The following is a 12,409-nucleotide window of genomic DNA, read 5'->3' on the forward strand; positions in this document are numbered from 1 at the left end:
TTTCATAAAAGAAAATTTAAAGTGTAGGGGGGAGAATTTTAATTCAATAATATTTAACTAATTTCAAATAGAAAGTTGATTACTCTTTCTATGATTTTGACCTATCTCAAATCAAAATCTAAATTGAATCAATTAGACATTAAAGGTTTGTCCATTAAAATAAAATTTAACGGACAACGTGATCGTCTACACAATGCAGACAACACTTTAAATATTTAGAATTGAATATTAAAAACTTTTGAAAAAAGCCTGTAACAAAAGAAAGATAATCAAAAGCAGGAAGAAGTTTATTTTTCTTCAGAATAATAAAATGTAAAGCTAAAATGATAGGAAGACCTAATGCAAACTCAATAATAAAGAAAGTAAATGTCAGTTCCATAAGCAGGGCGGTTAGAAGTTATTATTACAAAGCCGATTCGATTATAATTATTACATAATATATTCTTTGATCTTAAAAGTCCAACAGATAAATTTTCTCTTGATTTTTATTGAAAAAACCTCAAAAATATTTTGTTTAACTTTTGTATTCTAAAATTAAAAAAAACAAAACAAAAAAACAAGTATAAAATTCCTATTTTTTTAATGCGTAGTGAAAATTAAAAATCAGCCAATCTTTCTTAATATAAGAAAATACGGCATTTTTAATATAAAAACGTCCCATTTTTCAAGGGTTAAAAATATTTTTGTTTTTGTGTTAAAATTAATATTTGTAAGTTTAAAATTACAAAATAAATTACGAAATCGATTGATATTTAACAATTTTAAGTATATCATAATCAAAATCTTACTGAAATTAAATAAAATCTTAAAATTTTAATTATTGTTACAAAACCGAGTAAAAATACGGGTATCCAAAAACACAAAACTTTAAACAATAGTTAAAAAATTAAAAAAAGGATAAACAATTAACACAATCGCTTATCCTTTTATAATATTTTAAAAATGAACTTATTACAACCTAAGATTCTAAAATTGTATTAATTTGAGTAAATAATTGTCCTTCACTTAAAAAAGCGCCCTGTTTGATCAATTCAAAAACAGAAGAATTTCTATCCTCAGTAAAGACCTTTTTTCCAACTTTCATTTCGATATTCTCAGTAAACATATTATCACTAAGCCACTGCAGCCCTTCTTTAGTTAAAAAATCAGTTTCCGAAACTAAAGACTTCAAAACTATAGATTGAACATAAGTATCAAAACATTGAAATAAAAAGATATGATTCTTTGAAAAATGCTCTAAAAATTCCGCCCTGCCTAAAACACCTTCCCAGATTAAATCCGAAAAAACATCCAGTTCCTGTTCTGCAACTTCTGGTTTATTTATTTTAAGAGAATCCCACTCTGCTTTATCTATTGCCTGAGTTGCTAAAAAACTTGCAAATTCTGCATGTAATTCATCAAACTGCTCTTTTGTTAATCTTGTGTACTTCATCTATTTTTTTATTGTTTAAACGCTTTAAAAAGAACTTTTAATAACAAAAAAAAGCCCTCGCAAATGCGAGGGCAAATTTATAACTTTTTTGTCATTACTAAAAAATATACCTAACACCAAATTGAGCTTGCCATCTCGATGTTAAACTAGCATCATAACTAAACGTTTTTGTCTGGGTATTATTAAACGTATAAGTTGGTGTATTCCCCACAACAGTCACCCCAATAGGCTGAACACTGGTTGGCACCTGAACAACACCCCAATCAGAATTTAATAAATTTCCGAAATTTAAGATATCAATACTAAATTGAATAGTGTTTGTTTTTTCAGATGCTGATGAATATTTAAAATTATAATCCTGCAATAATTTAATATCACATCGTCCTCTCCAAGGCGATATAGCACCATAACGCTCAGCATACTGCCCTCTACGATCTTTCATATATTTATCCTGCGAAATAAATTTATCAAAAGCCTCCCCCTGACCAGCACCACTAAAAGTCATTTGGCCAATTTCTGCAGTTGTTGGAATATAAATCAAATCATTTACCGTAGAACCGTCTCCGTTAATATCTCCTCCATATGTATAATTAAAACGTCCGCCCTGAGCATATTCAAAAAATGCAGAAACTGTAGTCGCCCATTTATCCTTTCCGTATTTCCATTTTTTTGAAGCTACACCAATAAAACGGTTATTATCACCATATTTAGAATTCGAAAGCACATCATTATTTACATTTCCTAAAGCAGGATTAAAAGAAAAAGCATCTCCGGTAATTTCTGCTTCAATAGAGTTAACATCCTTTGATTTCATATAATTATAAGCAATACTTGCATACAATCCGTTTACAAATGTTTTCTGCACTTTCACAGAAGCATTAAAAGCACTTCCTTTATTAGAATTCGTCATTACATAGGCATTATTTGCACCATGATCTGCAGCAACATAAATAGCCCTGTTATCTACACCTGCCAATACTCCTGTTGGAGGTTTTAATCCCCAGTTTTGTACATGTACCGCATTAATATCTCTATTAAGCGACAAATCAAGCGTTACGATATAATTACTTTCAAATCTATGATCGTATCCTAAACTCGTTCTCCATACTTGCGGCCATTTATAATCCGGATCCATAATTTGTAAAAAGCTGTCATCTGCACCACTTACCTGATTCCCTAACCAAACAAACGGAATTCTTCCTGTAAAAATTCCAGATCCTCCTCTAAGCTGTGAAGTTGCATTCCCTTTTACATCCCAGTTAAAACCTATACGAGGCGACCATAAAATCCTGTCACTAGGTAAATCTGTCGAAATCAACTTTACTGCCTCTCCTGTTTGAGGATTATAATAATCAATATTGTTATCCCTTCCTGCTCCTCCATTATCAGTATCGATATATTTTTGAATCAAATCAGCAGTATTAAAATACAACGGTTTATCAATTCTTAAACCAAAAGACAATTTAAAATCATTGCTTATACTAATATCATCCTGAGCATAAAGCGCCCACTGCCCAACATTTAGTTCTGCCAGTTTCCAGCCACCGTCGCTGCCTACAGCAAATTGGCTTTTAGCATTATATGTATCTTGTGCATACTGAAGATTTTGCGCAATAATACTTGTTGCATAGGGCTGCGCAGCATCATTTAAGAAATCTTGTACTGTAAAATAGGGCGTAAAGAATGTTCCAGCGTATCCATTTGGATTTCCAAAATTATCATAACCCGCTAAATTGAAAGAATTTTTAAATTCAAATTTTTCAAAAGAAGTTCCAAAAGTAAAAGCATGATTACTAACAGCATACGTTAGATTATCAGTAATTTGAATTACTTTTTGATCTAAAGTATTATTTATTGAAAATGGTTCATGACCAGCAATAATATAATTTGATCCTGCTCCATCCTGAATATTTATTACAGGTGCCGGAACAGAAAACGGCTCTCTGTAATCATCAAAATGAGTATAACCTGCCTGCAGCTTGTTCGATACAGATTCGCTAAATTTAGAATTCAGCTCCACTAAAAAGGAACTCAATTTATTATTAATTTGATATCCTGAATTTTGGAATTGCAGTATGGAAGCATTTGGCCCTCTAAAACCTAATGCTGTTGGATGAGCCGGCTTATCTTTTGAAGCATCAAGAAAATTATAAATTACAGCTAATTTATGATCATCTGTAATATTCCAATCTAATTTTATAATTCCTTTGCTTGAATTTGATTCATGCTTAAATCCCTGATAAGCACCCGTATTATAACCTAACTTCCCCAAGGCATCGGAAACTGCGATTAAATCAGATTCCAAAACCCTTGATTCATTAATTCCGGTAACACCATCATTATTATTAGCCACAAAATTAGAACCAAGATCACTTCGTTTATCGATTTCAAAATTCCCAAAAATGAATAATTTATCTTTAATGATTGGCGCACCCAAACTAAATCCTGCCTGAGTCTGCTCTAATGAAGGCACAAATATTTTTTCTCCTTTAATTTTACTTCCCGTTAAATCCTGATTTCTGTAAAAAGCATAAGCAGTTCCATGAATTTCATTCGTTCCCGATTTCGTAACTGCATTTACAGAAGCTCCTGTAAAACCGGATAAAGTTACATCATAAGGAGCTGTAGCAACCTGAATCTGTTCAATTGCATCTAACGAAATGGGCTGAGCACCCGTTTGTCCTCCGGGAGTTGCAGCATCAAGCCCGAAAGGATTATTAAAAACTGCTCCGTTTAAGGAGTAATTGTTATATTGATCATTTCTACCACCAAAAGATCCTCCGCTCGCGGTTGGCTCAAGACGGGTAAAATCCTCTGCTGATCTTGAAATTGTTGGAAGCGCTGTTAGCTCTCTTCTTCCAATTGTTGTCTCGGCACCAGTTTTTCCACTTTTAAAAACTTTATCTTTCGAGGTAACTTTAACTTCTTCAAGAGTCTGACTTTCATCAGCAAGAAGTACATCTATATTAAATGGTTTTCCTAAATCCAGATATATGTCATTATATTCCTGAGTTTGATACCCAACAAACGTTACTAAAATCTTGTAAGGCCCGCCAATTCTCATATTCAAAATATTAAATCTTCCATTTTCATTGGAAACAGCAGAATATTTAGTTCCAGTTGGAGTATGAACTGCTAAGATACCAGCTCCAGGCAATAGTTCATTTCCTGAACTTTTTACAATACCCTTAATACTCGACGTTGTGGTCTGTCCTGTGGTTACGGTGAGTCCCAACACACATAACATTAATGCAAATAGTTTTTTCATTTTCCTGGTTTTGAGTGAGTTAATTCACTCAAAATTAGGCAAAAAAAAATCACTCCTAAGAGTGATTTTTATATTTTATTAACAAGAAGTTAACAAAATGTTATTTTTCAGCGATAATCTCGTATGGTAATTCAACGATAACATCTCTATGTAAACGGATGCTAGCTGTATATTTTCCTGTACGTTTTACGATACCACTAGTGATGAATTTTCTATCAATAGCGTTACCAGATTTCTCTAAAGCTTCAGCAATGTCGATGTTTGTGATAGAACCAAAAAGTTTCTCTCCACCAGCTTTTGCAGTAAGTTTAATTTCAAGAGCTTTTAAAGTTTCAGCTAATGCTTTAGCATCAGCAACAACTTTAGCTTCTTTATGTGCTCTTTGTTTTAGATTTTCAGCTAAAACTTTTTTAGCAGAAGGAGTTGCTAATGAAGCAAAACCTTGAGGAATTAAAAAGTTACGACCGTAACCAGGTTTTACAGATACTACATCATCTTTAAATCCTAGGTTTTGTACGTCTTGTTTTAAAATAAGTTCCATGTTGTTGTCCTTATATTTTAGAAGTTAGGTTCTGTTTAAACAGAAACCAGCGACTAGAGTTTTTAATTATTTTAATAAATCGGCCACGTATGGCATTAAAGCTAAGTGACGAGCTCTTTTTACAGCTACAGAAACTTTTCTTTGGTATTTTAATGAAGTTCCAGTTAAACGACGAGGAAGAATTTTCCCTTGCTCATTTACGAATTTCAACAAGAAATCAGCATCTTTATAATCGATGTATTTGATTCCTGATTTTTTGAAACGGCAATACTTTTTAGTTTTGTTAGTTTCAATGTTTAAAGGCGTTAAATATCTGATATCTCCGTCTTTTTTTCCTTTTGCAGATTGCTCTATTGTAGACATAATGATTAAGCTTTAGTAGATTTTAATTTTGCTCTTCTTCTCTCCGCCCATGAAATAGCATGCTTGTCTAAACTTACAGTTAAGAAACGCATAACTCTTTCGTCACGTCTAAATTCAGTTTCAAAAGCAATTAGAACTTCTCCAGCTACTTTGAACTCAAATAAGTGATAAAAACCACTTTTTTTGTTTTGGATTTCGTAAGCCATTTTTTTAAGACCCCAATCCTCTTTTGATACCATTTCAGCTCCTCTACTAGTAAGAAATTCTTCAAATTTCGTTACTGTTTCCTTCACCTGAACCTCAGATAAAACGGGATTTAAAATGAAAACAGTTTCATAATGATTCATAAATAAAAAATTTATTTGTTAAAATTGGGTGCAAAAGTAACCATTATTTTTAAATATACAACACATTTTTTCTATTATTCGTCATACTGCAAAAAATATACGTCTATTTTAGTTTTTTTTCCAAAAAAACTATACATTTACTACTGCTATCCTGAATTTATTCTAAATTTAAATGTTATGAAACTAAACTGTGTTGTTGTGGATGATAGTTCTATACAAAGGACAATTATTGCAAAATTAGTTAATAATCACCCAGGTTTGCACTTAATCGGGGATTTTTCTAATGCAATAGAAGCAAAAAGTTGTATCTCATTAAATAATATCGACTTAATTTTTCTTGATATAGAAATGCCTGTCATTAATGGCTTTGATTTTCTTGATGGTTTAAAATCTAAACCACAAATTATATTTATCACTTCTAAAGCTGAATATGCTTTAAAAGCTTTTGATTATGATGCCACTGATTATCTGCAAAAACCAATCGCTGTAGATCGTTTTAACGCTTCTGTAAAAAGGGCAATTGATATGCATTTGCTTAAAAAAGAAGTCAAAGAAGAAGAAGGCGAACATATTTTCATTAAAAGCAACCTTAAAAAGCTTAAAATATTTACAGCTAAAATCAAATGGATTGAAGCCTTTGGAGATTATGTAAGAGTGGTAACCGAAGATGACAGCAATCTGGTACTTTCTACAATGAAATCTTTTGAAAACGATTTATCAAAAGACAAATTCATTCGTGTACACAAATCGTATATCATTAATATTGATAAGGTAGAACGCTTTAATAGTAAATTTGCTGAAATTGGGATTACCAAAATTCCGCTTAGCCGAAACAAGAAAGAAGATTTAGTAAAAGCACTATCAACTTCTAATTAATAGAAATCGACATTTACAGTAACTTTTATCGCTCTATATTGCGCAACCGCTTCAAAACTATTCAACATTTTCTGAATAGTTTTTTTTGTGTTTCCTAAATGCAGGTTTTGCGGAATTTTAATTAATATCGTCCTTATATATTCATTTCGTATTCTGCTTATTACCGGTTCTTCAGGACCTAAAACAGGCATGTTCAAGTTTTGACTTAAAACCTGATACAGCCACATTGATCCTTCTTTCAATTTATCAAAATCACGATGCTTTATCGTTAGTTTAATAATCCTGAAATACGGCGGATATCTATAAATCTGTCTGTCATACAATTGCTCCTTATACATACCTATATAATTATGGTTTGTAACCTGCTGAATTGTATTGTGACTCGGATTATAAGTCTGAATAACTACTTTACCTTGTTTTTCTGATCTTCCGGCTCTTCCTGCCACTTGTGTCATCATTTGAAAACTACGCTCAAAAGCTCTAAAATCAGGATGATGCAGCATATTATCTGCATTCATTATTCCAACCAGACTCACATTATCAAAATCCAAACCTTTGGCCAGCATTTGTGTCCCTACCAAAATATCAATTTCTCTATTTTTAAAGGTATCGATAATCTTTTCAAAACCGAATTTTCCACGAGTTGTATCCTGATCCATTCTTGCTGTTTTGGCTTTCGGAAAAAGCGACAACAACTCCTGCTCTATTTGTTCTGTTCCAAAACCTTTGGTCGTTAAATCAATACTGGAACAACTATGACAATGCGTTGGTTTAGCAATTGCATATCCACAATAATGGCAGCGCAATTGGTTTTTAAATTTATGAAAAGTCAAACTCACATCGCATTGCTGACAATGCGGTACGTGCCCACAGGTGATACATTCTATTATAGGAGAATATCCTCTTCTATTTTGAAACAAAATTACTTGTTCGCCCAAAGACAAAGCTTCAGCAATTTCTTCTATTAAAACATCGCTAAAATGCCCCGTCATTCTTTTTCTGAAATGCTTGTCTTTTAAATCTACCAAAACAACTTCAGGCATTCGAACATTTTTATAACGTTCTGTAAGCGTAACTAAACTGTATTTTTCACTCTGTGTATTAAAATAGGTTTCAATACTTGGCGTTGCAGAACCTAAAAGCACTTTGGCATTATGAAAATTAGCCAAAACAATTGCCGCATCTCTGGCGTGATATCTCGGCGCAGGGTCTGTCTGTTTAAAAGTCTGTTCATGTTCTTCATCAACTATTAACAAACCAAGATCATTAAAAGGTAAAAACAAGGCAGACCTCGCTCCTATTACAATTTGTGCTTTCTCTGAATTTTCGAGTGTTTGTTTCCAAACCTCAACTCTTTCATTATTACTGTATTTAGAATGAAAAACAGCTACTTTATCTCCAAAATGTAATCGTAAACGAGAAACTAACTGCGTTGTAAGTGCAATTTCCGGAAGAAGATACAAAACCTGTCTTCCCGTCTGCAGATATTCTTCGATTAATTTAATATAAATTTCTGTTTTTCCGCTTGAAGTAACGCCGTGAAGCAAACAAACTTCTTTTTCAGAAAAACTATCTTTTATTGCTAAAAAAGCATTTTCCTGTGCTTCACTTAATTGTAATTCTTTATCTGTTTTTTCTCCGTTAAATAGAACACGGTCTTGCTGTAAATAATATTCTTCGAAGATTTCATTCTTAACCAAAGTTTTTACAACTGCTGAACTTGAGCCGGAAACTTCAACCAGTTTTTTTTCCGTTATTGGTTTCTTTTCCGAAGCACTTATTTGAAAATAAGCCAGAACAATTTCTTTTTGTTTATCACTTCTCAAAATATCCAGCAAATCACTCAAACCTTGATCTGTTTCATATTTTGAATGTAATTTTACATAGCGAACCAGTTTTGGTTTGTAGCTTTCTTTTATTTCTTCTTCTAAAACTATAATATCCCTTGCTATTAATTTTTGAAGAATTGGCAGGATATTTTTTTTATTTAAGATCGAAGCAATTTCCTGAACTTTTAGCGAACTTTGATGCTGTAGTGCTTCGTAAACCAAAAATTCATCATCAGAAAGTTCAGAATCATTGACAACGACTTCTGGTTTATGCGAGACAATAGTTTCACTTTCTAATAATAATCCGGTTGGGAATGCTCCGCGATACACATCGCCAATACCGCACATATAATAATTGGCAACCCAAAGCCAGTGTTTAATCTGCGTTTCGGTTGCAATTGGTTTTTCATCTAAAATTTGATGAATTTCTTTCGCATCATATAATGTGGGCGCATTTTCATGTATATCTGATACAAGCGCTGTATATATTTTACTTTTACCAAAAGGCACCGCCACACGCATTCCTTTTTTTATAAAATGGAATTCGGCCTCAGAAACACGATATGTAAAGGTTTTTGCTAAGGAAAGCGGTAAAATAACTTCGATAAAAAACATGTACTAAATATATGAGTGCAAAGTTACTTTTTTCCAGAAGATTTTTGAGCCAAATACTCATTAACCAATTTCAAAGTATGATTTAAAGATTCTGTATTAGTCCAGTCTTCATGTCCCGGAATAATATATATCGGATTTTTAAATTTTGCCTTCACTTTACCTATCGATTTTTTCCATTCTTTTACGTCAGAATCTGCTAAATAACCAAGATCTGCAGCATCGGCACTTTTTATAAAACAAGCTCCGTAAAGCACTTTTTCTTTATCAAACCAAACTACAATATTATCAGATGCATGACCTTTTCCCGGATAATAAACCTCAAAAGTATGCTGTCCAACTGTAAAAGTTTTATCATTTGGAATTATAAATTCTGCTCTGGGTTTCTTTTCTTTTTTAAGAATATCATCCGTTAACTTAATTGAATACGTTTTGATTCCTTTTTTTCTATAGAAATCAAATCCTCCTGCACGATCATCGTGAGAATGTGTTGCAAAAAGCATAATAACTTCTTTATTATGTTTTGCTTTTATACTATCTAATAAAGGTTGAAACTGAGTTTCATCCCAAGGTGCATCAAATAAAACAACCCCTTTATCTGTAACCAAATACATGGCATTGGCAGAAATCAATGTTCCATTGTAATCATGAAATGTTTTATAAACATAAAAGTCACCTGTAAGATGACTTATTGGTAATGGCGAATTTTTCTTTTGTCCAAAACTACTTAAGGTTATGACCAAGAATAAAACTATCGAAGCTAATTTTTGCATTTAATTTTAGTTTTTTACGCGTGTCCAGTATTGTGTTCTTCCCATAATAGAAATTCCTACATAGCCGCGAAGTTTTAATTTATCTGCAGATTCTAATGAGATATAACATTTGTATTTTTTACCGCTTGTTGGATCTAAAATTGTTCCTCCGTTATATTCTGAACCGTCTTTTTTAAGACCGTTAATAATGATCATTCCTAAAATTGGTTTGTTTTTTTCTGCACCTTCACACTTCACACAAACGTCTTTTTTATGATTCTCGCGAAGTATTTCTGTAATCTTCCCGTAAATTTTTCCTGATTTTTCGTAAATCTCAACTACAGATTTAGCTTCTCCCGTTTCATCATCAATGGTCTTCCATTTTCCTACAACACTTTGAGCCTGAATACTCAATGCAAAGAAAAACACACCAATCGTTAACATCCAATTTTTCATATTATTTATTTTTTTTTTGTTTTAATTTTCTGATAGAAGCGTTCAATTCGAACCCTAAAAGCAGAATCATACAGTTTATCCAAATATAAAACATTAGAATTAATAATGTTCCAATAGAACCATAAAGTTCGTTATATTTTGAAAATTTTATAACCCAAATCCCAAAAAAGAACGAAGATATAACAATTAGTATCGTTGTAAAAACAGAACCGATGCTTATAAAAGGCACTTTATTGTACTGTTTTGTACCATAACGCAATAATATTGAAGATGTTATCAAAATCATCAAAACAACGAATAAATATCGTCCTAAAATAATCAGCGGAATACGATCACTCAATACATCCTGGAGGATTGTTTTTTGAATAAAAACCTCAAAAACCACAATTGTCGCCACTGTTACAAACAATATAATTGTCATTACAAGTGAAATTGCCAATGCTACAAGATACTGACTAAAAAACCCGCGTTTGTCAAATACATGCTTAGACGATTCAAAACCGCTTAGAATTCCGTTAATACCATTGGCCATCAAAAAAATAGAAAGCAAAAACCCTGAAGATAATAAGCCCGAATGACTATTGTTTAAAATATCGCTGATAATTTTACTAATGGCATCATAGGTATTTGGAGGAACGCCTTGCTGCACAAATTGAAGAAAATCATTTTGAAAATTATCTATAGGAATAAACGGAATTAAGTTTAAAATAAATAAGGCAAAAGGAAATAAAGCCATAAAAAAGCTAAAAGAAACCGCACTTGCATGATACGAAAAAGCACCTTCAAGAATTCCTAAAGTGTACATTTCGAGTAAATCATACAAAGAAAATCCCTCTAACCAAGGGAGTTTTATTCTTTTAAAAAGTCGGGCCACATTGCGTATTACGGGCAATTTCTCAATCCGATCTTCTATCTCTTTTGACATATATTTTGGTTTTAGATTTTAGAGTTCAGATTTTAGATTACAAACTCATAATTCATAACTTACAACTTCTAACTCAATTAAAAAGCTTTTAAACTCAAATCCATGTTATAAACAGAATGCGTTAAAGCACCTGATGAAATATAATTTACTCCGCATAAAGCATATTCACGAACTGTTTTTTCGCTAATATTCCCCGAAGATTCTGTCTGGCATTTTGTACCAATCAAATTTACTGCCGTTTTTGTATCTTCATAATTAAAGTTATCAATCAGGATTCTGTGAACGCCGTCACTCAACAAAATTTCTCTAATTTCATCTAAATTGCGAGCCTCTACAATGATTTTCAAATCCAGATTATTCTCTTTTAGATATTCTTTAGTTTTTGAAATAGCGCGTGTAATCCCGCCCGCAAAATCAATATGATTGTCTTTTAGCATAATCATATCATAAAGCGCAAAACGGTGATTTTCGCCTCCGCCTATTTTTACAGCCCATTTTTCAGCAACTCTAAAATTTGGCGTTGTTTTGCGTGTATCTAATATTTTAGCGTTTGTTCCTTCTAAAAGTTTCATTAAATGGCTTGTTTTTGTCGCAATGGCAGACATACGCTGCATGGTATTCAAAACCACTCTTTCGGCCTTTAAAATAGACTGAGAACTTCCTGAAACTTCAAAGACAACTTCGCCGTATTCTACATGCGTTCCGTCTTCAATAAAAATTTTTACTTTTAGTTTTGGATCAACATGTTCAAATATCATTTTGGCAGCTTCAACACCGGCAATTATTCCCTGATCTTTTACCAATAATTTTGCCTGACCATGTGCAGTATCCGGAATACAGGCAAGTGAACTGTAATCGCCCGGACCAACATCTTCTCTAATGGCATTACTTATCAAAAGTTGCAATTCTGCTTGAAATTGAGCTTCGCTTATCATTTTTCTATTTTTATAATATGCTAAATTAGAACTTATTTTATGGATTTAAAAGTTTCCTTTCTGCTAAAAGTTT

11 protein-coding genes are annotated in these 12,409 nt (G+C 32.4%); 1 reads left to right on the top strand and 10 read right to left on the bottom strand.

All coding sequences use genetic code 11. The features are described from left to right. Positions 1 to 958: 958 nt before the first annotated feature. The 5 genes from ASD98_RS15335 to rpsF all read right to left on the bottom strand — a co-directional run bounded on the left by ASD98_RS15335 (position 959) and on the right by rpsF (position 5,951). Positions 959 to 1,432 carry a DUF6495 family protein gene (locus tag ASD98_RS15335; protein ID WP_056205955.1) on the bottom strand — a complete coding sequence of 158 codons (474 nt, stop codon included), beginning with the start codon at positions 1,430 to 1,432 and terminating at the stop codon, positions 959 to 961. 97 nt (positions 1,433 to 1,529) lie between these two features. Then, positions 1,530 to 4,700: a TonB-dependent receptor gene (locus tag ASD98_RS15340; RefSeq protein WP_056205956.1), complete on the bottom strand. Its 3,171-nt coding sequence runs from the start codon at positions 4,698 to 4,700 to the stop codon at positions 1,530 to 1,532. A 100-nt stretch (positions 4,701 to 4,800) separates the two neighbouring features. Next, on the bottom strand, positions 4,801 to 5,241 hold the full coding sequence (rplI, locus tag ASD98_RS15345; RefSeq protein ID WP_056205957.1) for a 50S ribosomal protein L9: 441 nt from the start codon (positions 5,239 to 5,241) through the stop codon (positions 4,801 to 4,803). A 66-nt stretch (positions 5,242 to 5,307) separates the two neighbouring features. After that, complete coding sequence (gene rpsR, locus ASD98_RS15350) at positions 5,308 to 5,604, bottom strand: 30S ribosomal protein S18 (RefSeq protein WP_002987043.1); 297 nt, start codon at positions 5,602 to 5,604, stop codon at positions 5,308 to 5,310. Positions 5,605 to 5,609: 5 nt separating this feature from the next. Continuing rightward, positions 5,610 to 5,951 carry a 30S ribosomal protein S6 gene (rpsF, locus tag ASD98_RS15355; protein ID WP_007810575.1) on the bottom strand — a complete coding sequence of 114 codons (342 nt, stop codon included), beginning with the start codon at positions 5,949 to 5,951 and terminating at the stop codon, positions 5,610 to 5,612. A 177-nt stretch (positions 5,952 to 6,128) separates the two neighbouring features. On the opposite strand from rpsF, the gene ASD98_RS15360 reads away from it, so the two are divergent. After that, positions 6,129 to 6,827 (top strand): LytTR family DNA-binding domain-containing protein, encoded by a 699-nt coding sequence (locus tag ASD98_RS15360; RefSeq protein ID WP_053473460.1) that lies wholly within the window; start codon positions 6,129 to 6,131, stop codon positions 6,825 to 6,827. Here ASD98_RS15360 and priA read toward each other — a convergent pair. From priA to nadC, 5 genes are all read right to left on the bottom strand, one after another. Beyond that, complete coding sequence (priA, locus tag ASD98_RS15365) at positions 6,824 to 9,271, bottom strand: primosomal protein N' (RefSeq protein ID WP_056205958.1); 2,448 nt, start codon at positions 9,269 to 9,271, stop codon at positions 6,824 to 6,826. The two genes, ASD98_RS15360 and priA, sit on opposite strands and share 4 nt — an antisense overlap. A 23-nt stretch (positions 9,272 to 9,294) precedes the next feature. Further along, a complete protein-coding gene (bla-B1-FLAV, locus tag ASD98_RS15370) occupies positions 9,295 to 10,041 on the bottom strand; it encodes a subclass B1 metallo-beta-lactamase (protein WP_056205959.1) in 747 nt (248 codons plus the stop codon). Between the two features lie 6 nt (positions 10,042 to 10,047). Further along, on the bottom strand, positions 10,048 to 10,476 hold the full coding sequence (locus tag ASD98_RS15375; protein WP_056205960.1) for a DUF2147 domain-containing protein: 429 nt from the start codon (positions 10,474 to 10,476) through the stop codon (positions 10,048 to 10,050). Between the two features lies 1 nt (position 10,477). Further along, a complete protein-coding gene (locus ASD98_RS15380) occupies positions 10,478 to 11,401 on the bottom strand; it encodes a YihY/virulence factor BrkB family protein (protein ID WP_056205961.1) in 924 nt (307 codons plus the stop codon). A gap of 77 nt (positions 11,402 to 11,478) precedes the next feature. Continuing rightward, positions 11,479 to 12,336, bottom strand: coding sequence for a carboxylating nicotinate-nucleotide diphosphorylase (nadC, locus tag ASD98_RS15385; protein WP_056205962.1), 858 nt, complete (start codon positions 12,334 to 12,336; stop codon positions 11,479 to 11,481). Positions 12,337 to 12,409: the final 73 nt, after the last annotated feature.

Origin of the sequence: Flavobacterium sp. Root186 (genome assembly GCF_001428525.1) — a bacterium.
Classification (GTDB): domain Bacteria; phylum Bacteroidota; class Bacteroidia; order Flavobacteriales; family Flavobacteriaceae; genus Flavobacterium.

Excerpts from the sequence above, each read along its gene's own strand:
- ASD98_RS15335 (WP_056205955.1), bottom strand. The coding sequence starts at position 1,432 with ATGAAGTACACAAGATTAACAAAAGAGCAGTTTGATGAATTACATGCA.
- ASD98_RS15340 (WP_056205956.1), bottom strand. The coding sequence starts at position 4,700 with ATGAAAAAACTATTTGCATTAATGTTATGTGTGTTGGGACTCACCGTA.
- rplI (WP_056205957.1), bottom strand. The coding sequence starts at position 5,241 with ATGGAACTTATTTTAAAACAAGACGTACAAAACCTAGGATTTAAAGAT.
- rpsR (WP_002987043.1), bottom strand. The coding sequence starts at position 5,604 with ATGTCTACAATAGAGCAATCTGCAAAAGGAAAAAAAGACGGAGATATC.
- rpsF (WP_007810575.1), bottom strand. The coding sequence starts at position 5,951 with ATGAATCATTATGAAACTGTTTTCATTTTAAATCCCGTTTTATCTGAG.
- ASD98_RS15360 (WP_053473460.1), top strand. The coding sequence starts at position 6,129 with ATGAAACTAAACTGTGTTGTTGTGGATGATAGTTCTATACAAAGGACA.
- priA (WP_056205958.1), bottom strand. The coding sequence starts at position 9,271 with ATGTTTTTTATCGAAGTTATTTTACCGCTTTCCTTAGCAAAAACCTTT.
- bla-B1-FLAV (WP_056205959.1), bottom strand. The coding sequence starts at position 10,041 with ATGCAAAAATTAGCTTCGATAGTTTTATTCTTGGTCATAACCTTAAGT.
- ASD98_RS15375 (WP_056205960.1), bottom strand. The coding sequence starts at position 10,476 with ATGAAAAATTGGATGTTAACGATTGGTGTGTTTTTCTTTGCATTGAGT.
- ASD98_RS15380 (WP_056205961.1), bottom strand. The coding sequence starts at position 11,401 with ATGTCAAAAGAGATAGAAGATCGGATTGAGAAATTGCCCGTAATACGC.
- nadC (WP_056205962.1), bottom strand. The coding sequence starts at position 12,336 with ATGATAAGCGAAGCTCAATTTCAAGCAGAATTGCAACTTTTGATAAGT.